Origin of the sequence: Acinetobacter junii (assembly GCF_018336855.1) — a bacterium.
Taxonomy (GTDB): Bacteria; Pseudomonadota; Gammaproteobacteria; order Pseudomonadales; family Moraxellaceae; genus Acinetobacter; species Acinetobacter junii.
In genome coordinates this window covers 1028564-1050441 of sequence record NZ_CP059558.1, presented here as the reverse complement: position 1 = coordinate 1050441, position 21878 = coordinate 1028564, and the positions used below count along the sequence as shown (strand labels likewise).

Sequence of the window (21878 nt, the reverse complement as noted above, 5' to 3'; positions counted from 1 at the left end):
ACAAAAAAGCGGTGTCATTAGCGAACGTTTGATATTGAAGCAGATCGACATGCCTGATTTAGAAACAATTCATCATTTTGACGTGATTATTGTGGGCAGTGGTGGTGCAGGTTTAAGTCTCGCACTTTCTTTACCTCATCATTATAACATTGCAATCTTAGCTAAGGCTGAACTAACTGAAGCTAGCACTTACTATGCTCAAGGTGGTGTTGCTGCAGTATTGGATGAGACTGATTCAATTCAACAACATATTAATGACACTATGATTGCAGGCGGACATCTTTGTGAGCTAGATGCTGTCAAACATACGGTTGAAGGTGGTAAGCCTTCTGTAGATTTCTTATTAAAACAAGGCGTCCAGTTCACTCTAGACGATGATGAACAACTTCATCTCACCCGTGAAGGTGGCCATTCGCAGCGTCGAATCATTCACTCGGCTGATGCAACTGGTAAAGCCATTTCAACGACCCTAGTTGAACGTGCGCAAGAACGTAAAAATATCACTATCTTTGAAAACTACATTGCAATTGATCTTATTACCGTGCACAAACTTGGTCATCTAGATCAAACCAACCGTGCAATAGGGTTATATGCTCTCAATGAAAAGACTGAGCAAGTTCATACTTTCTTAGCACCTTTTACTGCATTAGCATGTGGCGGTGCAATGAAAGCATATCTCTATACATCTAATCCTGATATTGCAACAGGTGATGGTATTGCGATGGCGTATCGTGCAGGCTGTCGTGTAGCAAACATGGAGTTTAATCAATTCCACCCAACGTGTTTATACCACCCTAAAGCACGCTCTTTCTTAATTACTGAAGCAATGCGTGGTGAAGGTGCGTACTTACGCCTACCTGACGGCGAGCGTTTTATGCTTCGTTTTGATGAACGCGCTGAACTGGCGCCACGCGATATTGTGGCACGTACCATCGACCATGAAATCAAACGTCTAGGTATTCGTCATGTGTGGTTAGACATCACACATAAATCACCTGAATTTATTATTGAACACTTCCCTACGCTATATGCTCGCTTGCTTGAACTCGGAATTGATATTACCAAAGACATGATTCCTGTTGTTCCTGCTGCTCACTATACCTGTGGTGGTGTAGTTGTTGATTCTAATAGCCAAACTGATCTTGATGGTTTGTATGCGATTGGTGAAACTTCTTATACAGGTTTACACGGCGCAAATCGTATGGCGAGTAACTCGTTACTTGAATGTTTCGTTTATGGTATGAGTGCAGCAGAAGACATTCAAAGCAAACATAACCTGAGCTTTGAATTTCCAAACGTACCATCTTGGGATGAATCACAAGTGACTGATGCTGACGAAGATGTTGTTATCTTACAAAACTGGGATGAACTACGTTCAACCATGTGGAACTACGTCGGTATTGTTCGTACGACTAAACGTCTACAACGTGCGTTACATCGTATCGAGATGTTGAAGCGTGAAATCAATGAATACTATCAAGATTACCGAGTCAGTAAGAACCTGATCGAATTGCGTAACCTCGTTTTAGTTTCCGAAATGATTGTACGTTGTGCGATGGAACGTAAGGAATCACGTGGTTTGCATTACACGCTTGATTACCCAGAGCTTTCAAACGAAATTCGTAAGACAGTGTTAACCCCACCAAACTTTAAAGTGGAACAGCCATTGGTGAATGAGTGATACTTTCACATTTTTTGATATTCTCAAGATAACTTATAGTTATTATTTACTATCGAGGTAGGTGACATGGATGTCGCCTGTTGAGCTGCGGTATCAAGGATGTACCGTCAGCTCAACAAAGGATTTTTGTTACTTTTCATCCGTGAAAAGTAAGGCATAAGAAATAAAACCAAAACATCACCCAAACTTTTCGACAATGCAGGTTGAGTGTATAACCGTATTTACTTCAAATACTGCAAAGCATCTTCAAATACAACATCGGCATTTTGTGTTGCATCCAAACGCTTGATCCGTTCAGGCTCTGCTTGCCATAAAGTCTCATAACCAGCACGTACCTTGGCAAAGAAGCTCAATTTTTCTTGTTCAAAACGATCTAATGCACCACGCTCTCGAGCACGGGTCATGCCCAACTCAATCGGTGCATCCAACCAAAAGGTAATATTCGGCATTTTTGCCACAAAAGTTTGATTTAACAATTGCAGCTTTTCCTGACTTAAACCACGACCAGAACACTGATAAGCAAAGCTGGCATCAGTAAAACGATCACTCAACACAATTTTTCCCGCCGCTAATGCAGGTAAAATCACTTGTTGTAAATGTTGAGCTCGTGCAGCATAAATCAGTAATAGCTCAGTATCATGGCTCATTTGCTCATCATGATTTACTGCCAATAATAATGTACGAATCTGTTCTGCTAATGGTGTGCCGCCAGGCTCACGGGTCAGTACAACTTCTTTACCTTGCTGTTCAAAGTACTGATGAATTTTACGAATCAGAGTGGTTTTCCCTACACCTTCCGTACCTTCAAAACTAATAAACATCATTCACCTTGATTTTTCTTTGAGCGGAGTACAGACAAGTAATCTTGTACTGCACGATTATGCTCTGCTAGAGAAGCACTAAATTTATGTCCACCATTTCCTGTTGCGACGAAATAAATATTTTTTGAATCGTCTGGATGCATCGCTGCTTCAATCGCTTTTTTGCTTGGTAACGCAATTGGGGTTGGCGGTAAACCATTAATTGTATAAGTATTATATGCGGTTGGTGTCCTCAAATCATTACGTGTGATATTACCTGTGTAACGATCCCCCATACCATAAATTACAGTTGGATCGGTTTGTAAGCGCATACCAATTTTTAAACGACGCACAAAAACACCTGAAACTTGCTCAAGCTCACGATCTAAACTGGTTTCTTTTTCAATAATTGAAGCCATAATTAATGCTTCATATTTATCTTTATAAGGAAGATTGGCTGCTTTATTCGCCCAAGCTTCATCTAAAGACTTCATTTGACGATGATATAAATCCGTTAAGATTTTTTTATCAGTTTCGCCTTTGGCAAAGAAATATGTATCTGGTGCAAACAAGCCTTCAGGATGTGAATAAGGAATATCAAGTTCTTTTAATAATTGATCCTGAGGTAAATCCAATATTGTTTTAGTGACATTTGAATCTTTTTTAAGATTGTTAATCAATTGCTTAAATGTCGTGCCTTCTATCACTAAAATTCGATTCATTTGAGCATTTTCAGCATTGGATAACATTTCCAAAACTTGACGAACACTCATACCTTGCGTGACTTCATAAACACCTGCTTTCATCGTGTCATGAATCATGAACTTTTGATAGAGTTTCAAAAGAATCGGAAAATTCACTTTATTTTCTTCAGCTAAACGGTCGATAAAACCAGAATAGGTATCTCCAGAAGAAATGACCAAAAGCTGTTTTTTGTTTTGAACAGGGTAATTCTTGAATAAACTTGACCAGAAAACACCAAAGATCACAATCAAAAAAGCGATGACTGCAATGATAAAAAACTTAATAGAAAACTTAGCTTGTGATTTGGCTTTAGGCTTTTTCTTAGTCTTGCTTGGATTCGGAGGTTTCGGCATATTTAGTCAATCTGGCTAAGTTTTAAAGAATTAAATAAATCAAGATAAGGTTGCTGCTGCATTGTTCGACCTTGAAATCGAACTACAGCTTTCATCGGATGCAAAGCATTACAGAAAAATATGTTCTGGATATGCGCGATCTGATCCATTTCAATACAACGTTGTTCACATGAAATATGATTTTGTTGCATACGAGATAGAATGTGCGCACGCATTACACCGTGCACACCATTATAGCGAAGTTCTGGAGTAATCCATTGATCATTTATACGAATAAAACAATTACTGCTTACACCTTCAACAATATACCCTTGCACGTCCGTAACTAATGCTTCTAGCCAACCTCGCTGATCTGCTTCTTGCTTCAACACAACTTGCTCTAGTCGATTCAAAGTCTTCAAACCAACCAAATGAGGCATATCCAAACCTATAGCATGATTCAGTAAACCACTTTCAATCCATTCAGGCTCTAAATGTTGCCATTGTTTAGGATAAAACCACACATATACATCGGCTGGGTGTAAAGGAAGACTATATCCTCGGTCACCTTCTCCGCGACTGATTACAACCTTCAACGTACCATTCAAGTTTTTTTCATGTTGTGGCAATTGATCTAATGCTTGGTCTATAAAAGATAAATCAGCATCCAAACTTAAATTTTTGCAAGCATAATTCAAACGAGCAATATGTAGTTGTTTTAGTTCCATTCTACCATGCACTAATCGTGCTGTTGTAAAACACCCATCACCATAATGAAACGCACGATCCAATAAAGGAATTGAATCAATCAACTGCCCATTTTTATAGCATTGCATAAGTTAAAGATCCTTTAGGATACATTCATCGAAGCTATTAATTTTAATAACCTATTGATTTTAAATAATTATAACAACTTCACTCATAAAATAAAAATTTCTTATTTATCAGTTATTCAGCATAACTTATCTCTTTTATGTATTTCTTAATTTTTCATATCAAATTCGATTTTAATTATTTTTTTTGCAAAAAAACTGCAGTTATGCTGCGTACATATTCCAAACAATGATTTAATTTTTGAGGGGTCTCCATGCGTTTATCTCAGGTCAAAGTCGGTGTAATTGCAGCATTACTTTCAGTTTCTTCTTTTGCTGCGCAAGAGTTTTTAAATGTGTCTTATGATCCAACACGTGAACTCTATACAGATTTCAATAAACAATTCGGTGCTTACTGGAAACAGCGCACAGGACAAGATATTGACTTCAAACAATCACACGGCGGCTCAGGCAAACAAGCACGTGCTGTCATTGATGGTTTAAATGCTGATGTCGTAACACTAGCACTTGCTGCTGATATTGATGAAATTGCTGAAAATGCAAAATTACTTCCAGCAGACTGGCAAAAGAAATTACCAAATAACTCTACGCCATATACATCAACGATTGTATTCCTTGTTCGAAAAGATAACCCAAAGAAAATCAAAGACTGGGGTGATTTAGTCAAACCTGGTGTTGAAATCATCACACCAAATCCAAAGACCTCAGGTGGTGCTCGCTGGAATTATTTAGGTGCATGGGCTTGGGCAAAACATCAAAAAGGCGGCAATGACGCGAAAGCTCAAGAATTTGTGCGTCAAATTTATAAGCAAACCAAAGTGTTGGATTCAGGAGCACGCGGCGCAACAACTACATTTGCTGAACGTGGTATCGGTGATGTGTTGTTGGCTTGGGAAAATGAAGCTTTCCTTGCCGTTCGAGAGCAACCAGGTAAATTCGAAATCATCACACCGTCTCTTTCTATTTTGGCTGAACCACCTGTTGCCGTAGTAGAAAAAAATGCTCAGAAAAAAGGTAACGCCCAAATTGCACGCGGATATTTGAATTACTTGTACTCTCCTGCTGGTCAAGAAATTGCAGCGCGTAATTTCTATCGTCCTCGTAATGCCGCGGTATTAAAGAAATACAGCAATGTATTCAAACCACTGAAACTAGTAACAATCGATAAAGAATTTGGTGGTTGGGCAAAAGTACAAAAAAACCATTTTGATAATGGTGGAATTTTCGACCAAATCGTCAAGATCAATAGCACAGGTAAATAATCCAACTAAGTCCCACTTTTTCTAAGAGGGACTTTCTCACTTTCATAAAGCAAGGTTGGGAAGGATTCTAAGGAGATTAGACATGACTCATACCGTAATTGTTCCTGGTGTAGGTGGCAGCGAGGCTCAACACTGGCAGTCTTGGCTACAACAAAAACTCATGTCTAGTTCTCGTGTTCAACAGAAACACTGGGATCGTCCAGTCTTGCAAGAGTGGGTTGATCAGTTTGTCAAAACTGTTTCATCTGTAAATGAACCTGTTCAGATCGTTGCTCATAGTTTTGGATGCTTAACCAGTGTAGCGGCTCTCGCCGAGCACCCTGAACTAAATGTCCAAGTAAAAAATTTAGTTTTGGTTGCACCCGCAAATCCAGCACGTTTTGGTGAGGCAGGTTTCGCTCGTCATAGTCTAACTGACTATAAAGCATATTTTCATGGACTCAGTATTGATGTGCCAACGACGTTATTAATTAGTGAGAATGATCCATGGCTTGGTTATGTCGATGCTTTACAGCTCGCAGAATCATGGAAATTAACACCAATTAATTTAGGACCTGTTGGCCACATCAATGTTGCTTCAGGGTTTGGTCCATTCCCTGAGATCCTGAATTATTTATTACCTGAAAAAAAGAGCTTACCTACCGCTCTAATGAAGGTCGCAAATTTTAATATGAAATTTGCCTAGCCCCATCTTCACCGTATTTTTTGATTTTAGTTTCGTTTATTTGCTTATTTAGCAAATATTTCTCTTTGAGGAAATGTCATGTCGCAGCGTTCCCGAGTGCTGCCAGGGTTTGGTCTCTCGTTAGGCTTTACTCTCGCTTATGTATCTTTGATTGTGCTTATTCCTTTATCTGCTGTATTTATCCGATCTTTAGGAATCGGATGGGATGGTTTATGGGAAATCTTAACTTCAGAACGAATCCTAAAGTCACTGCAACTTAGTTTCAGTGCGGCATTGATTGCTGCGCTAGTGAATGTGATTTTTGGATTATTATTGGCATGGTGCTTAGTTCGCTATAGTTTTCCAGGTAAAAGAATTGTCGATGCATTAGTCGATTTACCTTTTGCTCTACCAACAGCTGTAGCAGGGATTGCGCTCACTTCTTTATATGCTCCAACAGGTTGGATTGGTCAATATTTGGAACCGTTAGGGATTCAAGTTGCATATACCCCTATTGGTATTACTCTTGCCCTGATTTTTATTGGATTACCCTTTGTTGTTCGAACAGTACAACCAGTTCTCAGCGATATTGAATCTGAATTAGAAGAAGCAGCTTCTGCACTTGGTGCAAATCGCTGGCAGACCATTACCAAAGTCATACTTCCAATTTTGTTTCCAGCGTTGCTGACAGGATTTGCTTTGGCATTTGCTCGTGGTGTTGGTGAATATGGCTCTGTCATCTTTATTGCAGGCAATCAACCGTATAAAACAGAGATTGCTCCCCTCATGATCATTTCTCGTTTAGAAGAATATGATTATGCAGGCGCAACAACGATCGCTGTAGTCATGCTCATTCTCTCATTTGCCATCTTATTTTTAATTAATTTAGTTCAAGCATGGGCAAGCCGTCGTACAGGGAGAGTTGCACAATGAGTTTGAATACAAACAGCAATGCTTTGGCACTCAAATTACAAGCAAGAGATGCCACTCGAGAACCGACATGGGTTCGTTATAGTCTAATTACTGTCGCATTAATCTTTTTCTTAAGTTGCTTGGTTCTACCCCTAATTTTGGTTTTTGTCGAAGCATTTAAACAGGGTCTAGAAGTCTATGTAAACGCATTAACTGACTCAGATACGCTATCGGCTGTAAAGCTCACCTTAATCACTGCTGCGATTGCTGTACCGATTAACGTTGTATTTGGTGTTGCAGCAGCTTGGGCGGTAGCTAAGTTCCAGTTCCGTGGTAAAGCCATTTTGACCACCATTATCGACATGCCATTCTCAGTTTCACCTGTTATTGCAGGTTTAATGATTGTTTTAATTTTTGGCTCTCAAGGTTGGGTTGGCGGATGGTTCATGGATAATGACATCAAAATCCTATATGCCGTTCCAGGTATTGTTTTAGCTACTATTTTCATCACTGTTCCATTTGTTGCACGCGAACTCATTCCGCTCATGGAAGCTCAAGGTACTGAAGAAGAAGAAGCTGCAATCGTACTTGGTGCATCTGGTTGGCAAACTTTCTGGAAAGTAACACTTCCAAATATTAAATGGGGTTTGATCTATGGTGTGATTCTATGTAATGCACGTGCAATGGGTGAGTTTGGTGCTGTATCGGTCGTTTCAGGACACATTCGTGGTGAAACGAACACATTACCTTTACATGTAGAAATTCTATACAACGAGTATACCTTCAGTGCTGCATTTGCAGTGTCATCTTTACTGGCATTCTTAGCAATCATCACTTTGATTTTAAAAACTTGGTTAGAGATGCGCCAAGACCAAAGCAACGAACATCAACATAATCCATCTAGCCACTGAGGAATGTACAAATGAGTATTCAAGTTAAAAATATTGAAAAACACTTTGGCGCATTCCACGCGCTTAAAAATATCTCTTTAGATTTTCCAGAGGGCGAGTTAGTAGCTTTACTTGGTCCATCGGGCTGTGGAAAAACAACGCTTTTGCGAATTATTGCAGGTTTAGAATCAGCCGATGGCGGACAAGTATTGCTTGAAGGTGAAGATGCAACTGACATTCATGTGCGTGAGCGACAAGTTGGTTTCGTTTTCCAACATTACGCTTTATTTCGCCACATGACCGTATATGACAATATTGCTTTTGGTTTACGTGTACGACCACGTGCAACACGTCCATCAGAAGCTGAAATTAAAAAACGAGTTACGCGTTTACTTGATTTAGTTCAACTTGGCTTTTTAGCTGATCGTTACCCTGCGCAACTATCGGGCGGTCAACGTCAACGTATCGCTTTAGCACGTGCTCTAGCAGTTGAACCTCGTGTTTTATTACTGGATGAACCTTTTGGTGCTTTGGATGCTAAAGTTCGTAAAGAACTGCGTCGTTGGTTACGCACACTACATGATGAATTGCACATCACCTCTATCTTTGTAACCCATGACCAAGAGGAAGCTTTAGAAGTTGCTGATCAAATCATTGTCATGAATAAAGGTGATGTAGAACAAATTGGTTCGCCTCGTGAAGTTTATGAAAAACCAGCGACACCATTTGTATTTGATTTCTTAGGTCAAGCAAATCGTTTTGAAGGTGAACATCATGAAGGTATTATTCGTATCGGAGATGATCGCATTCAACTACCAAATGATTTGCAAGCACCGCAAGGAAAAGTCATCGCTTTTGCTCGACCAAATGAATTACATATTCATGCGCAGCCTCAACCGAATACTGTTCAAGCGACTTTTTTACGTGAAGTCTGGATTGCAGGTAGAGTGATCGCTGAATTACAAGATCGTAGTGGGCGTACTATCGAAATTTTACTAAGTGTAGAAGAAGCTAATTTGCATCAATTCAGACCAAACCAAACCGTCTGGATTAGTGCAGCTCAACTTCATTTATTTGCAGACCCAACAACGCAAGTTGCTTAAAATAATACTTGATGACGGCTAAACTACCCATATGGAACTTTAGCCGTTCCTCATCCTATATGCGGAAATAATGATTATGAACTTCCAACAACTCAGAATTATTCGAGAAACAGTTCGTCAAAACTTTAATTTAACTGAAGCTTCAGCGGCACTTTATACCTCCCAATCTGGTGTCAGTAAACATATTAAAGATTTAGAAGATGAATTAGGCGTACAACTTTTTGTGCGTAAAGGTAAACGATTACTTGGTCTCACTGAACCAGGACAGTCCTTATTGAGTATTGTCGAGCGCATGTTAGTTGATGCTGATAATATCAAACGCCTTGCTGACGATTTCAATAAAGTTGATGAAGGTACTTTAACGATTGCAACAACACACACCCAAGCTCGTTATGTATTACCTCCAATTGTGAATCAATTTAAGAAGCTTTTTCCTAAAGTGCATTTGGTTTTACAACAAGCAAGTCCTGTTGAAATCGCTGAAATGCTACTTCAAGGTGAAGCTGATATTGGAATTGCGACAGAATCTCTCACCACAGAGGAAAACTTAGCAAGCGTGCCTTACTATGAATGGCACCACAGTATTATTACACCTAAAGACCACCCTTTAACGAAATTAGACAACATCAGTCTCGATCTTTTAGCAGAGTATCCGTTGATTACATATCACGGAGGTTTTACAGGTCGCTCTAAAATCGATAAAGCATTTGAAGATGCACATTTGCATGCAGATATCGTAATGTCAGCGTTAGATGCCGATGTTATTAAAACCTATGTTGAACTCAATATGGGTGTCGGGATCGTCAATGATGTCGCATATGATGCCGAACGTGACTATCGTTTACAGCAAATAAAAACTCACATTTTTGGTACTAACACCACGTGGATTGCTGTACGAAAAGGTCATTTATTACGTGGTTATGGTTATGAGTTTATCTCGCTTTGCTCACCTAAAACCGATATTAAAGCACTTAAAAAAGTCGCTTACCCTGAGGAATAAAAAATATGGCTCTTAAAGAGCCATTTTTTATATCTGGGAAAAGGATATTTAAACGAAAAAACGAGCTTTACAGCTCGTTTTCTCTATGTGCTCGTTCAGCTTAGAAACTGAAACTTACACCAACTTTACCAACTGGCAACCATTCATATTTGTTGTCATTAGCAATTTTATTAGCTTCAGCATTAACCGCTTCTGTTAGAGATTGGTTACCTTCAGTAGTCGCAGTACCTGTTGAAGTTAAAGTAACCTTAGGATTACCTGTGTAGTACGCACCTACTTCACCAAACACACCAATGTTCTTATAAACTTTAGGTGCAAAACCAAAACCTAAGTATGGTGCGATGTCATTTTTGTATTCCATCTTACCATTAATCTTAACGCCATCTGCTCCCGCTAAGAAGTCTTGGTTATTTACACGGAATGCACGAGTAGCATTAACATTACGAGTTAAATCATAGTCATTATCTAAATACGCTACACCAGCGGCAACATACAGTGATTTAGCAAAAAGATTATCACTTGTTCCCCATGGACGCATTTCAGCATTTAAATAAACATTATTATTTTCCATATCGAGGTCGTAAGTAGAGCCATTTACTTTGACATCATCAGACCAAGAAATGTCACCACCGTTATAACCCAATGTTACACCTACATAAGGGTTAGCATCATAAGTAATCGCACCACCATAACCTGTAGTACCCACTTCAGCACGAACTGAAACTGGATCTAAGTACGAAGGAAACGTAGAACCTGATTCCTTCACAACTTGTTCATCTGCTGCTAAAGCAGAACCTGCAATCGCTGTTAATGCACCTGCAGCTAAAATAACGCGCAAAGCTTTCATTGAAGTCTCCTCAAAAAATACTTTTATCTAAGGTATAGTTGTTACTGTAATAAAATCTTAAAAGAATGATTGATATCTTTTTATACAGAAACTGATTACTTTTTGTTATTTTTTGATACAAATTCAGAATAATTGTATATTTCGAAATAATGGATAAAAAACAATTAAATCCGAATTTATTACAATTTTATTGCTTAATTTTAAAACACTTTATTGTAACGACTTTTTTCAAAGCTTCTTGGTTCAATTTAGTGTAAAATCTTCAAAATTTTTTTGGATGAAGGAAGATCATGTCTCAGCTTTCTACGATCATTGAGCAAGCATTTGAAGACCGTGCAAATTATTCAGCTACGGACTGCCCTACAGAAATTCGTCAAGCCGTTGAAGAAGCATTAACTGGTTTAGACAACGGTACACTTCGTGTGGCTGAAAAGATTGATGGTGAGTGGGTTGTTCACCAATGGTTAAAAAAAGCAGTTTTACTTTCTTTTAAACTCAATGACAATCAGCCTATTGAAGCTTGTGATCTACAGTTTTATGACAAAGTTGCAACTAAATACTCAGGTTGGACTGAAGAGCAATTTAAAGCAGCAGGTGTACGCGTAGTTCCTCCAGCTGTTGCTCGCCGTGGTAGCTTCCAAGCTAAAAATGTGATCTTGATGCCATCTTATGTCAACATCGGTGCATATGTTGATGAAGGCACAATGGTTGATACTTGGGCAACTGTTGGTTCATGTGCGCAAATTGGTAAAAATGTACATTTATCTGGTGGTGTAGGTATTGGCGGTGTATTAGAGCCATTACAAGCAAACCCAACGATCATTGAAGATAACTGCTTCATCGGCGCGCGTTCTGAAATTGTAGAAGGCGTAATTGTTGGTGAAGGCTCTGTAATCTCTATGGGCGTATTCATCGGTCAATCGACTAAGATCTATGATCGTGAAACTGGTGAAATTCACTATGGTCGCGTACCTGCTGGTTCAGTTGTAGTTGCGGGAAGCCTTCCTTCTAAATGTGGAACTTATAGCCTTTACGCAGCAATCATCGTGAAAAAAGTTGATGCTAAAACACGTGCTAAAACAAGTTTAAATGATTTATTACGTGCTGACTAAGTTGTAATACTACGGAGCTTACACTGCTCCTCGTCTCTACGATTATCACTGATCGTAGAGATTTTTGTTTTTTAATAGCTTGCTGATTTTGTGGTAACTCTTTATGACTTCCTTACGTTCCTCTGCAATTCCTGTCTCTGATCCTGCTGCTGGTTTGCGTATCACAGAGATTTTTTATTCTTTGCAAGGCGAAGCGAATACATTTGGCTTACCCACTGTCTTCATTCGTTTAACTGGTTGCCCTCTTCGTTGCAGCTATTGTGATACCACGTACTCTTTTGAAGGTGGTGAGCGTCAATCACTTGAACATATCATTGAAACAGCAAGCCAGTTTAAAACACCTTATATATGTGTCACTGGTGGCGAACCACTTGCACAACCGAATTGTCTTGTATTACTTCAACGCTTGTGTGATCTAGGTTTTCACGTTTCGCTTGAAACAAGCGGAGCTTTAGATGTTTCTAAAGTTGATCCACGTGTTTCGAAAGTATTAGATCTAAAGACACCAACGTCTAATGAAGATCATCGTAATTTACTTACCAATCTCGACTATCTAACACAGCATGATCAGATTAAATTTGTGATCTGTAATCGTGCCGACTATGAATGGTCTAAACAACAACTGGAAAATTTCCAGTTGCAAGATAAAGTCAGTACAGTATGGTTCTCTCCTGCTTTCGCGGTAGAAAAAGGTGCTGTTGCTCTACCTGCTCTTGCACGTGATTTAGCTCAGTGGATTTTAGATGACCATCTCCCTGTTCGCTTCCAATTACAGTTACATAAGCTGTTATGGAATGATGAATCTGGTCGCTAATGATCTTGTGACTGTCTCAAATGAGGCAAATCATCTACGAATAATTTTAGGTTGAATAATGGAAAATAATATGCGTTCTCGTGCCATCGTATTATTGTCTGGCGGTTTAGACTCGACAACATGTCTCGCTTGGGCACAAGCAAACTATGACTGTATCGCTTTAAGTTTTATGTATGGTCAGCGCTCTACAACTGAGCTTGATGCAGCTAAGGCACTTGCACAACGAGCAGGCGTTGAACATCGTGTAATTAATATCGATTTGGGTAATTTAGGCGGTTCCGCGCTTACAGATCATAACATTGATGTACCTGAACAATTACAAGAAGGTATTCCTGTAACTTATGTTCCAGCACGTAACACAATTTTTCTATCCTATGCTCTTGCAGCAGCTGAAGTATTTGACGCTGCAGCCATTGTGATTGGTGTAAATGCTGTTGATTATTCAGGATATCCAGATTGTCGCCCAGAATTTATTGACGCTTTTGCCAATCTCGCAAGACTTGCAACAAAAGCTGGTGTTGAAGGAAAACCTCTTAAAATTGAAACACCTCTGTTACATTTATCCAAAGCGAATATTATACGCTTAGGCATCGAACATGGCGTAGACTATAGCCAAACGGTATCCTGCTATCAGGCAGACGCTCAAGGACGTGCATGTGGCAAATGCGACAGTTGTCGTTTACGTCAGCAAGGTTTTATCGAAGCAGGTGTCGCGGATCCTACGCGCTATGCGGAATAAACGATATAAGGTAAAAATTAGGTACATTATATGAAGTTTTCTAAATCAAATATTATTCTTTCAACAATGATGTCAGCTGCGGCTCTTTTTGCTACAGCAACTTATGCAGCTGATAATCCATTACAAGCAGCATATAAAAGTACCAATGTAAAATCTGCATTAGTCAACGTATGTAAAGATCAAACAGCTAAAGGTGGAAAACTAACTTCTGCTGAAGTAAGTAAATTCTGTAGTTGCCAAATTGATGCACAAGGTAAAGTAACTGAAGCACAAAAATGGGAAATTCAAAGCGCAATTAATGCCAAGAAAAGCCCTAGTTCTTTAGCGTTTGTCCAACAGCAAAATAAAGATTTACAAGCTTGCTTAGGTGCCCCTTTGGTATCTAAGTTAGAAAAATTAACTGAAGAAGCAATGAAAGCTGCTCAGCAACAAGCTCCTAAAAAGTAAGCTTGTATGGTTCAGATCAAAGCCTGCATTTATGCAGGCTTTTTTTAGTTCTGTTAATATTTGAATCACCTAAAGAAATTGACTAAATTCATGCACGATCAATGGAAAACCAATGCTGAAAATCGACGATCAATTGTTTCATTCAGTGGAGGCAAAGATAGCTCTCTCGCCTTGTACCATGCTATGCATAAAGGGACGGTGTTAGGCTTAATTGTGATGTTAGAGGAACAAGGACAACGATCACGTTCGCACGCAATGCCCCTAGATATCATTCGTGCTCAAGCTGATGCGATAGGTTTACCTGTTTATATGACTTCATCGAGTTGGTCTGATTATGAAAGTAAGTTTATTGATTTACTTCATCAGGCTAAAGCTCATGGAGCTGAAGTACTCGTTACTGGCGATCTCGACATGCCACAGCATGGTTGCTGGCACGATAAAGTCACTCAACAGGTTGGGCTCAAGTTAGGCATGCCACTTTGGTTAAGACCACACAAACAAGTCGTTGAGGAATTTATTTCACTTGGTTTTCACAGTGTTATTGTTACCGTCAATCTCAAATTGGGGATGCGCGTTGAAGACTTAGGTAAAACACTTACTTTGGAATATATCCAAGAACTGGAAGATCGCGGTATTGATCCATGTGGCGAAAGTGGTGAATTTCACACCACAGTGATCAATGGTCCCATTTTTAACAAAGCAATTCCTATACGCCATGGTGAAATTGTTTATCATGAAGAATATGCATTTTTACCACTTGAACTAGATCAACCATAACCTTTATTGAAGGATGAGACATGTCTGAGAATATTCAATTACCTGATCAAAGCTTCCCGACAACTGAAGGTGAACTTAACCTGACACAAATCGAAAGTGAATGGTTAGTTTTATATTTTTACCCTAAAGATTCCACACCTGGCTGTACAACTCAGGCGATCGGTTTTTCATGTTTAAAAGATCAGTTTGCAGCTTTAAACTGTCAAATTATCGGTGTCTCACGTGATTCTGTTAAATCTCACCAGAACTTCACTGAAAAGCAATCACTTAATTTCAATCTGATTAGTGATCGACAAGAAATCTTATGTAAACATTTTGATGTCATTAAAGAAAAAAATATGTATGGCAAACAAGTCATGGGCATCGAACGTTCAACCTTTATTTTTCACAATAAGCAATTGGTGAAAAGCTATCGTAAAGTTAAAGCTGCAGGACATGCTGAACAAGTATTGGAAGATTTAAAAGTTTTACAATCTGCTTAATTTGCTTGCCTTCAAAAAAGCGAGTTTATACTCGCTTTTTTTACAGTTAAATTGTAGCCCTAAACTAAAATAACGTATCATTAAACGATTAAAATAACGAACCTAAATCTTAAAAAATGAAATCGATCCAAGTTTTAATTTTATTTCCGTTGTTTATTTCTGGATGCAGTATCAGCACTCCAACACGTTCACAAGAATATTCTACTTCAACCTCTCAAGTTCAGAAATTATCAAACGAAATACGCTGTGAAGACTTACAAAACCCAGCTTATCAACAAACCATCTTGCAGTCGATTAACGAAATTCGGCAACAAGCGCGTCAATGTGGACAACGACATTTTTCAGCAACATCACCCTTAGTATGGAATGAACATTTGGCTAGAAGTGCTTATGCTCATGCCATAGATATGGCTCAATATAATTTTTTAGGGCATCGTAGTCAGGGCGGTTTAGACCTCAAAGCTCGCTTGAAACTTTATCAGTTTAAAGGACGCGGCGGCGGTGAGAATGTTGCACGTGGGCAGAAAAACTTGAATGAAGTATTAACTACTTGGCTAAACAGCCCCATGCATTGTGCCAATATAATGAATCCAAAATTTACAGACTATGCAGTCGCATGTACCTTTGACTCCACTGAAAAACAAAAGCCATACTGGGCACAACAATTTGGAATTCGTTAACAGGAAATACCTATGCAAAATGGCTCGATCATTCCTATTTTTCGTATCTTTGACATTAAATTAGCACAATCATTTTATCTTGATTATTTGGGCTTCCAAATCGATTGACAGCATACTTTCGGGGACAACTTCTCTATTTATCTACAAATTTCCAAAGACGATTGTATTCTCCATTTGTCCGAACACTTCGGTGATGCGAGTCCGCATAGTGCGATTCGTATTTACTGGGAGAATCTCAGCTTGTTAAAAAATGAACTTGAGGTTAAGGATTATAAGTTTGCTAAACCCCAAGTTGAAAAAACAGATTGGGAAACATTAGAACTGAGTATCACTGATCCCTTTTCCAATCGAATTATCTTTTGGGAAGATGCTTAATTAGTCCGCTAAAAGTTGATAATGAAAGACTTTAGAAATAATTTTCCACTCACCCTGCTTGTGTACTAATGTCAGTGCATCATAAAAATATTTAGGCTCAATCACACATTCAACATATACCATCGCTAACTGATCATGAATCAAATTGATTGAAACAATCTTATCTTGTCTTAATTGGTTTTGAGATGCGGGTGAAATACGCTTTTCCACAATAGTGAAATAACTATCCATATCTAACTTAAGCATAGGCTCGTCCGTTGCGTTGATGTAAGTTGCATCGGAATGAAATACGTCCTGTAATTTACCCACATCACAAAAGTACAAACCATCAAAGTATTTTTCGAGTTGCTGTTGAATCTTAATTATCGGATTATTTTGCATCTTATGTACCTATTCTTTGTCTATTGCGTATGGTCGAAACTGATTCGCCTGCCACACCCCAGTTATCTGTATCAACTTCATCAATGACCACAAATGTAGTAGCTGGGTCTTTATGAAGCACCCGAACCACTAAATCTGTAGCCTCTTGAATCAACTGTTGTTTCTGTGCAGTAGAGACATTTTCTTTAGTAATTTGAATTAAAATATAAGGCATGCGGATCTCCTTTTATAATTTTATAGATGGCAAGAATACTAAGATGCTTCGGCAGCTATTGCGTCTTGAACCGTTTGACGATGAGCAATTCGCTGCATAAAAGCTGTTAAATGAATAAAATGCTCAAGATCAAGTCCAATAAAGTCAGCCCAGCGTGTCACCACAAATAGATAAATATCAGCAATGGTAAAATTACTTCCCATTAAATAGTTTTGCCCATCTAACTGTTGATCAATCCACGCATAGTGTTTATTTAAAATCGTACTAAAGATAGTTTTAGAATCTTCGCCATAGGATTCATGGAAAAATGGTGAATATGCTTTATGAATTTCTGCAGCAATAAAATTCATCCAAGAAAGTGTTTGATAACGCTCTACGGTGTTTATTTCAGGTAATAAATCCTTACGTTCGAATTGATCAACAAGAAACTGACTAATCACAGCACCTTCCGTTAAAAAAGAACCATCTTCCAGCTGTAATACAGGTACTTGTCCCTTCTTATTGAGTCTATAAAAGTCCTCACCTAGTTCAGTTAAATGCTGTTGCAAATCGACTTTGATTAAATCAAATGGAAGCCCAAGCTCTCTTAAAACGATATGTGGGGCTAGCGAACATGCATTTGGTGAATAGAACAATTTCATAAAAATAACTCCATACAAGGTATGCGAATCATCTTATTGTTTACTTATATGTGCTTAAATAGCTTACAACTCAAATCATTTTTTACATGGTGTAATGAATGAATCACCCTCTAAAACGGATGATGTTTAGTAGCGTCGAATTGTTTTGCTTAGTAGCAGAATATGAAAGCTTTTCCAAAGCAGCCTTACATGCAGGTGTGAGTCCAGCAGCGGTCAGTCGCTCCATTGCTCGATTAGAGAAGCATTTAGCGACTCCATTGTTTGTAAGAACGACTCGACAAGTCCGTTTAACTGCGCAAGGAAAAATCTATTTTGATGAATGTAAACAAGCGCTGAATCAAATTTTAGAAGCAGAACAGCAACTCAAAAATCAAACACAGCAACCCTCTGGTTTAATTCGTATCAGTGTTCCAACACCATATGGACACTATCGCATCCTCCCGTTATTGGCAAAGTTTTCACTGCAATATCCAAGCATCAAAGTAGATGTTCAACTCACCAATAAAAATGTGGACTTTATAGCAGAAGGATATGATCTGGCGATTCGTGGACGACAATTTGCTGATTCAAATTTGATTGCACGGCAACTAGAACAGGCTGAACTGATTGTAGTGGCGTCGCCTGAGTATTTAAAACAATTCGGAACACCGCAAAGCCTTGAAGATTTACAGCATCATCAATGTATTCAGTTTGTTCTTCCCAGTACAGGGAAAAATGTTCCGTGGCTATTTACCTCTAATCAACAAATAATTGAATATCAAAGTGCAGGAAATATTCGTTGCTTAGATGATATTTTAGGTACGGTAACACTGGCAAAACATAGCGCTGGTTTATTACAAACCTATCGTTTCATTGTAGAAAAAGAGCTTAAGAATGGAGATTTGATTGAGGTGCTTAGCGAATTTTCAGGCACTTCACGCCCATTTTCTTTACTTTATCCATCAAAAAAATACGAATCTTTCCATATTCGTGTTTTCATCGATTTTCTGCTTAAAGAACTAAAATCTTAAAAACATTCATCCAAATTACTTTTATCACCCGCAAGATATTTACGCTGCAATTCCGCATAGACTTTTGTATTTTTAAATTCAGTCAGAAATTCAATCGTGCCTTCAGGGAAAAATTTAGTTTGAATCTCACCTCGATAATAGGCTTCTCGCATAGGCGTAGCTGAAATAGAATCCTTTAAACTATCCAACTCAACCATTTCCCATTCTGGAAATAAAGCTAAATAATAAGAAGATTCATCTTTGAAGTGACCAATCAAACCTACTTTTGCATTTGGCTGAACCACTATATTAACCAATGTTTTGACTTGTTTGACCCATTTTTCATCGTTATATACATCAACCACATGCACGAAATGAATCCGCTTCTGATCATCTTCTGAAAAGTTAGACAGAATCATTTGCTCACGTTCATGAGCTAAAAATGGATTTTTGATATTCCGTTCTGATTGTGCTGAACCTAATGCCAATATCACGTTCTGACTTTGCTGTAACGCAATTTCAATGGTTTGTAGATGTGCCAAATGAAAAGGCTGAAAGCGTCCAATAAAAACAAGATAGTCAAATGTGTACATAGGCGTAATTTCACTTTTTGTGAACTCATCAGTTGCACCATGTAACGCAAATATGCGACATAATGAGAGCACTTTAAAAATCAATCTGGATTAAAGCAAGGATAGTACGATGACACTTAGCTGTATTCAACAACCTCATCAACATTTGCAAGCAAATTTAGAAGATGGCGTACTCACCTTAGCCATTAACCGTTCAGAAGCCAAAAATGCACTTTACGGTGAACTTTATCTTTGGATTGCAAAAGCATTAGATGAAGCTGATACAAATAAAGATGTACGTGTTGTGATTTTCCGTGGTGCAGAACAAGATTTTACTGCGGGTAATGATATGAAAGACTTCATGGGCTTTATGCAAAAGCCATATGAAGGCAAAGCGGGTGATCAACCTCCATTTGTATTATTAAAAGCTGCGGCTCGCTTTTCTAAGCCACTTATTATCGCAGTGAAAGGTGTTGCAATTGGTATTGGTGTAACAATCTTATTACATGCTGACATCGTATTTGCAGACAATACTGCCCTATTCCAAATTCCATTCGTAAGTTTAGGTCTTTCTCCTGAAGGTGCTGCGAGCCGTTTATTAGTCAAACAAGCAGGCTATCAAAAAGCGGCTGAATTATTATTCACAGCAAAGAAATTTGATGCAGCAACAGCAGTAAAAGCAAATCTTGTAAATGACGTTGTTGAAGATGCCTATGCAACCGCTCAACAAACCGCTCAACATTTAGCAGCATTACCATTAGCATCTCTAAAACAAAGTAAAGCGCTAATGAAAAAAGACTTAGCTGAAATTATTGCTTGTGTCGATGAAGAAGCTGAAATCTTTATGCAGCGTGTACGCTCACCTGAAATGATGGAAGCTGTACAAGCATTTATGCAAAAACGTAAGCCTGACTTCTCACAGTTCAATTAATACATTTCACTGTTTTTATACAAACCACTTAGTCAAGACTGGGTGGTTTTTTTATTTAACGTCCCAATATTAACAACAAACTTATAGGAACATTTATTCTCATGTCTGAACAAAATCAAACCGAAAAAAAACGCTACTACGAACCTGCCCCTCAAGATATTGATGTTGCCAATTTCCGTAAAGTCATTGAAAGCCGTCGTTCAGTACGTAAGTTCACTGATAAACCGATTCCAAGTGAGATTTTAGATGAATGTTTAGACTTGGCACTGCTTGCACCCAACTCATCAAACTTACAGCCTTGGACATTCTATGTGGTGCAAAATCCAAGCAAGAAAAAGCAACTGGTTAAAGCGTGTTTAGGACAACTTGCTGCTAAAACTGCATCCGAATTAATCGTATGTGTCGCTAGAACAGATCGTGTTGATGAGATGGCAAAACTAAATATCAGCGAGTTTCCATTTCCCGAAGCACCACCAGCAGTTCAAAAGTATTACCGCTTTATTCCCTACAACTATAAAACAGGTTATTTCAATGCATTAGGTAACTTCAAAAAAGTTGCATTTAAAGTAGCCCGTACACTTGATAAACAACTTCCTGTGACTGCATTTAACCCTGCCGATGCCAAATTATGGGCAACTAAAACCACAGCTTTAGCCTGTGAAAACCTTGTATTAGCTTTACGCGCTTATGGTTTTGATAGTTGTATGATGGAAGGTTTTGATGAACCTTTGGTTCGTAAAATTTTAAAGCTAAATGATCAACAATATCCTGTGATGGTGATTGGTGCAGGTGAACGGGCTACAGATGGTGTGTTCTTCCCACAATATCGTTTTGATCGTGATTTATTTATTCAAAAAGTATAATTATTCAATATCTAATATTTGAATAAACTCAAAGGCAGGCTCTTCATAAGGATGGCTTGCCTTTAATGCTTTTGCCACGGCACTGGCTTTTTCTTCAGGCACAATGGTTTCTACACGCCATTCTTCAAGCTGCTCTAGTTCGTCTAATTGTCCTAAAAATGGATTTGCACCTTTAACAGGCTTAAACTGCCCTATTCCTTTCACTTGCCAAGCACAGTGCTCATAATTGCCAATACCGCCCGCACCAGCGTCAAAGATAGCCTGTTTGGTGGATTCAAGATGTGATTCAGGCACATAATAAATAAGTTTTAGCATATTCTTAATGATGTTGAACTCTTGCTGATCATCAATCATAAGCTTAAAAACAATGAAATATCAAAGCGAAATATTCATCACTAGGTAACTAACAACAATGAATACAACTTGGATAGCAACCGTTAAACCAAACCAAAACCAACCTTTATCTTTGCTATAGATTGTTCTCATGTGATTTGCATTTTTCATCATGTTGTTCTCCAATTCTTATGATCATTATTGAGAATGCAAAAATTGAACCATATTAAATAATAGTAATTAAACTGATTAAGATGATAAAATAACCAATTACAACTAAAAATGATATAGGTCATCAAAATGGGATAACTTCAACTCAAACTCTTTTTCTACAACAAGAAAAACGACAAACACATCAGAACTCACCTTTAATTTTTACTGTAGATGATGTCTTTTCAAATCAAGAATGTCTCTCATTCATCGAACTTAGTCATCAATATCATTATGAAACAGCAGATAT

Annotated in this window: 27 protein-coding genes and 1 pseudogene; 18 read left to right on the top strand and 10 right to left on the bottom strand. The window is 38.4% G+C overall.

Annotated elements, in window-relative coordinates:
• Positions 1-43: 43 nt before the first annotated feature.
• A complete protein-coding gene (gene nadB, locus H2677_RS05035) occupies positions 44-1681 on the top strand; it encodes an L-aspartate oxidase (protein WP_212639578.1) in 1638 nt (545 codons plus the stop codon).
• Between the two features lie 221 nt (positions 1682-1902).
• Here the strand turns inward: nadB and tmk are convergent, their stop codons facing one another.
• Genes tmk through pabC form a run of 3 tightly spaced genes read right to left on the bottom strand, consistent with a single transcriptional unit; the run spans position 1903 to position 4393 of the window.
• On the bottom strand, positions 1903-2502 hold the full coding sequence (tmk, locus tag H2677_RS05030; RefSeq protein WP_004913474.1) for a dTMP kinase: 600 nt from the start codon (positions 2500-2502) through the stop codon (positions 1903-1905).
• Positions 2502-3578, bottom strand: a complete 1077-nt coding sequence (gene mltG / locus H2677_RS05025) for an endolytic transglycosylase MltG (RefSeq protein ID WP_087540061.1) — start codon at positions 3576-3578, stop codon at positions 2502-2504. The genes tmk and mltG overlap by 1 nt, the downstream gene beginning before the upstream one ends.
• A gap of 2 nt (positions 3579-3580) precedes the next feature.
• Entirely contained in the window at positions 3581-4393 is an 813-nt protein-coding gene (gene pabC, locus H2677_RS05020; protein ID WP_212639273.1) for an aminodeoxychorismate lyase, read from the bottom strand.
• A gap of 251 nt (positions 4394-4644) precedes the next feature.
• Here pabC and H2677_RS05015 point away from each other — a divergent pair, with 251 nt between their 5' ends.
• From H2677_RS05015 to H2677_RS04990, 6 genes are all read left to right on the top strand, one after another.
• Positions 4645-5652 (top strand): sulfate ABC transporter substrate-binding protein, encoded by a 1008-nt coding sequence (locus H2677_RS05015; RefSeq protein ID WP_212639272.1) that lies wholly within the window; start codon positions 4645-4647, stop codon positions 5650-5652.
• 82 nt (positions 5653-5734) lie between these two features.
• Complete coding sequence (locus tag H2677_RS05010) at positions 5735-6337, top strand: RBBP9/YdeN family alpha/beta hydrolase (RefSeq protein WP_099948324.1); 603 nt, start codon at positions 5735-5737, stop codon at positions 6335-6337.
• Positions 6338-6415: 78 nt separating this feature from the next.
• A complete protein-coding gene (gene cysT, locus H2677_RS05005) occupies positions 6416-7249 on the top strand; it encodes a sulfate ABC transporter permease subunit CysT (protein WP_004913489.1) in 834 nt (277 codons plus the stop codon).
• The gene (cysW, locus tag H2677_RS05000; protein ID WP_151707723.1) at positions 7246-8139 is read left to right on the top strand and encodes a sulfate ABC transporter permease subunit CysW; all 894 of its coding nucleotides are present in this window, start codon (positions 7246-7248) and stop codon (positions 8137-8139) included. The genes cysT and cysW overlap by 4 nt, the downstream gene beginning before the upstream one ends.
• An 11-nt stretch (positions 8140-8150) precedes the next feature.
• Positions 8151-9221, top strand: a complete 1071-nt coding sequence (locus H2677_RS04995) for a sulfate/molybdate ABC transporter ATP-binding protein (RefSeq protein ID WP_129262293.1) — start codon at positions 8151-8153, stop codon at positions 9219-9221.
• Positions 9222-9297: 76 nt separating this feature from the next.
• Positions 9298-10221, top strand: coding sequence for a CysB family HTH-type transcriptional regulator (locus tag H2677_RS04990; RefSeq protein ID WP_004953047.1), 924 nt, complete (start codon positions 9298-9300; stop codon positions 10219-10221).
• A gap of 100 nt (positions 10222-10321) precedes the next feature.
• Here the strand turns inward: H2677_RS04990 and carO are convergent, their stop codons facing one another.
• Positions 10322-11068, bottom strand: coding sequence for an ornithine uptake porin CarO (carO, locus tag H2677_RS04985; protein ID WP_004953045.1), 747 nt, complete (start codon positions 11066-11068; stop codon positions 10322-10324).
• Between the two features lie 290 nt (positions 11069-11358).
• Here carO and dapD point away from each other — a divergent pair, with 290 nt between their 5' ends.
• The 8 genes and pseudogenes from dapD to H2677_RS04945 all read left to right on the top strand — a co-directional run bounded on the left by dapD (position 11359) and on the right by H2677_RS04945 (position 16494).
• On the top strand, positions 11359-12180 hold the full coding sequence (gene dapD / locus H2677_RS04980; protein ID WP_004913502.1) for a 2,3,4,5-tetrahydropyridine-2,6-dicarboxylate N-succinyltransferase: 822 nt from the start codon (positions 11359-11361) through the stop codon (positions 12178-12180).
• Between the two features lie 103 nt (positions 12181-12283).
• Entirely contained in the window at positions 12284-12994 is a 711-nt protein-coding gene (gene queE, locus H2677_RS04975; protein ID WP_212639271.1) for a 7-carboxy-7-deazaguanine synthase QueE, read from the top strand.
• Positions 12995-13064: 70 nt separating this feature from the next.
• Positions 13065-13733: a 7-cyano-7-deazaguanine synthase QueC gene (gene queC, locus H2677_RS04970; RefSeq protein WP_212639577.1), complete on the top strand. Its 669-nt coding sequence runs from the start codon at positions 13065-13067 to the stop codon at positions 13731-13733.
• Positions 13734-13763: 30 nt separating this feature from the next.
• On the top strand, positions 13764-14180 hold the full coding sequence (locus H2677_RS04965) for a hypothetical protein (RefSeq protein WP_151790278.1): 417 nt from the start codon (positions 13764-13766) through the stop codon (positions 14178-14180).
• A 90-nt stretch (positions 14181-14270) separates the two neighbouring features.
• Positions 14271-14957: a Dph6-related ATP pyrophosphatase gene (locus H2677_RS04960; protein WP_130575332.1), complete on the top strand. Its 687-nt coding sequence runs from the start codon at positions 14271-14273 to the stop codon at positions 14955-14957.
• A 20-nt stretch (positions 14958-14977) separates the two neighbouring features.
• Positions 14978-15439 (top strand): peroxiredoxin, encoded by a 462-nt coding sequence (locus H2677_RS04955; RefSeq protein ID WP_004913517.1) that lies wholly within the window; start codon positions 14978-14980, stop codon positions 15437-15439.
• Positions 15440-15555: 116 nt separating this feature from the next.
• Positions 15556-16119, top strand: a complete 564-nt coding sequence (locus tag H2677_RS04950; protein ID WP_004953037.1) for a CAP domain-containing protein — start codon at positions 15556-15558, stop codon at positions 16117-16119.
• Between the two features lie 12 nt (positions 16120-16131).
• Positions 16132-16494, top strand: a pseudogene (locus tag H2677_RS04945) (glyoxalase superfamily protein).
• Here the strand turns inward: H2677_RS04945 and H2677_RS04940 are convergent.
• The 3 genes from H2677_RS04940 to gstA are packed head-to-tail and all read right to left on the bottom strand — an operon-like array spanning position 16495 to position 17730.
• Positions 16495-16875, bottom strand: a complete 381-nt coding sequence (locus H2677_RS04940) for a nuclear transport factor 2 family protein (protein ID WP_212639270.1) — start codon at positions 16873-16875, stop codon at positions 16495-16497.
• A 1-nt stretch (position 16876) separates the two neighbouring features.
• Positions 16877-17089, bottom strand: a complete 213-nt coding sequence (locus tag H2677_RS04935; RefSeq protein WP_004913529.1) for a tautomerase family protein — start codon at positions 17087-17089, stop codon at positions 16877-16879.
• Between the two features lie 38 nt (positions 17090-17127).
• Positions 17128-17730, bottom strand: a complete 603-nt coding sequence (gene gstA / locus H2677_RS04930) for a glutathione transferase GstA (protein WP_212639269.1) — start codon at positions 17728-17730, stop codon at positions 17128-17130.
• A 98-nt stretch (positions 17731-17828) separates the two neighbouring features.
• Between gstA and H2677_RS04925 the strand changes: the two genes are divergently transcribed.
• The gene (locus tag H2677_RS04925; RefSeq protein WP_212639268.1) at positions 17829-18740 is read left to right on the top strand and encodes a LysR family transcriptional regulator; all 912 of its coding nucleotides are present in this window, start codon (positions 17829-17831) and stop codon (positions 18738-18740) included.
• On the opposite strand, the gene H2677_RS04920 is transcribed toward H2677_RS04925, so the two are convergent.
• Entirely contained in the window at positions 18737-19312 is a 576-nt protein-coding gene (locus tag H2677_RS04920; protein WP_212639267.1) for a nicotinate-nicotinamide nucleotide adenylyltransferase, read from the bottom strand. The genes H2677_RS04925 and H2677_RS04920 overlap by 4 nt on opposite strands.
• 109 nt (positions 19313-19421) lie before the next feature.
• Between H2677_RS04920 and H2677_RS04915 the strand changes: the two genes are divergently transcribed.
• Both H2677_RS04915 and H2677_RS04910 read left to right on the top strand, forming a co-directional pair.
• Positions 19422-20222: an enoyl-CoA hydratase-related protein gene (locus H2677_RS04915; protein WP_004757674.1), complete on the top strand. Its 801-nt coding sequence runs from the start codon at positions 19422-19424 to the stop codon at positions 20220-20222.
• A gap of 101 nt (positions 20223-20323) precedes the next feature.
• Positions 20324-21085: a nitroreductase family protein gene (locus H2677_RS04910; RefSeq protein WP_129262280.1), complete on the top strand. Its 762-nt coding sequence runs from the start codon at positions 20324-20326 to the stop codon at positions 21083-21085.
• Here H2677_RS04910 and H2677_RS04905 read toward each other — a convergent pair whose 3' ends face one another.
• Positions 21086-21400, bottom strand: a complete 315-nt coding sequence (locus H2677_RS04905) for an NGG1p interacting factor NIF3 (protein ID WP_212639576.1) — start codon at positions 21398-21400, stop codon at positions 21086-21088.
• Between the two features lie 60 nt (positions 21401-21460).
• Complete coding sequence (locus tag H2677_RS16125; protein WP_268812311.1) at positions 21461-21592, bottom strand: KGW motif small protein; 132 nt, start codon at positions 21590-21592, stop codon at positions 21461-21463.
• Between the last annotated feature and the right edge of the window lie 286 nt (positions 21593-21878).

Excerpts from the sequence above, each read along its gene's own strand:
- tmk (WP_004913474.1), bottom strand. The coding sequence starts at position 2,502 with ATGTTTATTAGTTTTGAAGGTACGGAAGGTGTAGGGAAAACCACTCTG.
- mltG (WP_087540061.1), bottom strand. The coding sequence starts at position 3,578 with ATGCCGAAACCTCCGAATCCAAGCAAGACTAAGAAAAAGCCTAAAGCC.
- pabC (WP_212639273.1), bottom strand. The coding sequence starts at position 4,393 with ATGCAATGCTATAAAAATGGGCAGTTGATTGATTCAATTCCTTTATTG.
- H2677_RS05015 (WP_212639272.1), top strand. The coding sequence starts at position 4,645 with ATGCGTTTATCTCAGGTCAAAGTCGGTGTAATTGCAGCATTACTTTCA.
- H2677_RS05010 (WP_099948324.1), top strand. The coding sequence starts at position 5,735 with ATGACTCATACCGTAATTGTTCCTGGTGTAGGTGGCAGCGAGGCTCAA.
- cysT (WP_004913489.1), top strand. The coding sequence starts at position 6,416 with ATGTCGCAGCGTTCCCGAGTGCTGCCAGGGTTTGGTCTCTCGTTAGGC.
- cysW (WP_151707723.1), top strand. The coding sequence starts at position 7,246 with ATGAGTTTGAATACAAACAGCAATGCTTTGGCACTCAAATTACAAGCA.
- H2677_RS04995 (WP_129262293.1), top strand. The coding sequence starts at position 8,151 with ATGAGTATTCAAGTTAAAAATATTGAAAAACACTTTGGCGCATTCCAC.
- H2677_RS04990 (WP_004953047.1), top strand. The coding sequence starts at position 9,298 with ATGAACTTCCAACAACTCAGAATTATTCGAGAAACAGTTCGTCAAAAC.
- carO (WP_004953045.1), bottom strand. The coding sequence starts at position 11,068 with ATGAAAGCTTTGCGCGTTATTTTAGCTGCAGGTGCATTAACAGCGATT.
- dapD (WP_004913502.1), top strand. The coding sequence starts at position 11,359 with ATGTCTCAGCTTTCTACGATCATTGAGCAAGCATTTGAAGACCGTGCA.
- queE (WP_212639271.1), top strand. The coding sequence starts at position 12,284 with ATGACTTCCTTACGTTCCTCTGCAATTCCTGTCTCTGATCCTGCTGCT.
- queC (WP_212639577.1), top strand. The coding sequence starts at position 13,065 with ATGCGTTCTCGTGCCATCGTATTATTGTCTGGCGGTTTAGACTCGACA.
- H2677_RS04965 (WP_151790278.1), top strand. The coding sequence starts at position 13,764 with ATGAAGTTTTCTAAATCAAATATTATTCTTTCAACAATGATGTCAGCT.
- H2677_RS04960 (WP_130575332.1), top strand. The coding sequence starts at position 14,271 with ATGCACGATCAATGGAAAACCAATGCTGAAAATCGACGATCAATTGTT.
- H2677_RS04955 (WP_004913517.1), top strand. The coding sequence starts at position 14,978 with ATGTCTGAGAATATTCAATTACCTGATCAAAGCTTCCCGACAACTGAA.
- H2677_RS04950 (WP_004953037.1), top strand. The coding sequence starts at position 15,556 with ATGAAATCGATCCAAGTTTTAATTTTATTTCCGTTGTTTATTTCTGGA.
- H2677_RS04940 (WP_212639270.1), bottom strand. The coding sequence starts at position 16,875 with ATGCAAAATAATCCGATAATTAAGATTCAACAGCAACTCGAAAAATAC.
- H2677_RS04935 (WP_004913529.1), bottom strand. The coding sequence starts at position 17,089 with ATGCCTTATATTTTAATTCAAATTACTAAAGAAAATGTCTCTACTGCA.
- gstA (WP_212639269.1), bottom strand. The coding sequence starts at position 17,730 with ATGAAATTGTTCTATTCACCAAATGCATGTTCGCTAGCCCCACATATC.
- H2677_RS04925 (WP_212639268.1), top strand. The coding sequence starts at position 17,829 with ATGAATCACCCTCTAAAACGGATGATGTTTAGTAGCGTCGAATTGTTT.
- H2677_RS04920 (WP_212639267.1), bottom strand. The coding sequence starts at position 19,312 with ATGTACACATTTGACTATCTTGTTTTTATTGGACGCTTTCAGCCTTTT.
- H2677_RS04915 (WP_004757674.1), top strand. The coding sequence starts at position 19,422 with ATGACACTTAGCTGTATTCAACAACCTCATCAACATTTGCAAGCAAAT.
- H2677_RS04910 (WP_129262280.1), top strand. The coding sequence starts at position 20,324 with ATGTCTGAACAAAATCAAACCGAAAAAAAACGCTACTACGAACCTGCC.
- H2677_RS04905 (WP_212639576.1), bottom strand. The coding sequence starts at position 21,400 with ATGCTAAAACTTATTTATTATGTGCCTGAATCACATCTTGAATCCACC.
- H2677_RS16125 (WP_268812311.1), bottom strand. The coding sequence starts at position 21,592 with ATGATGAAAAATGCAAATCACATGAGAACAATCTATAGCAAAGATAAA.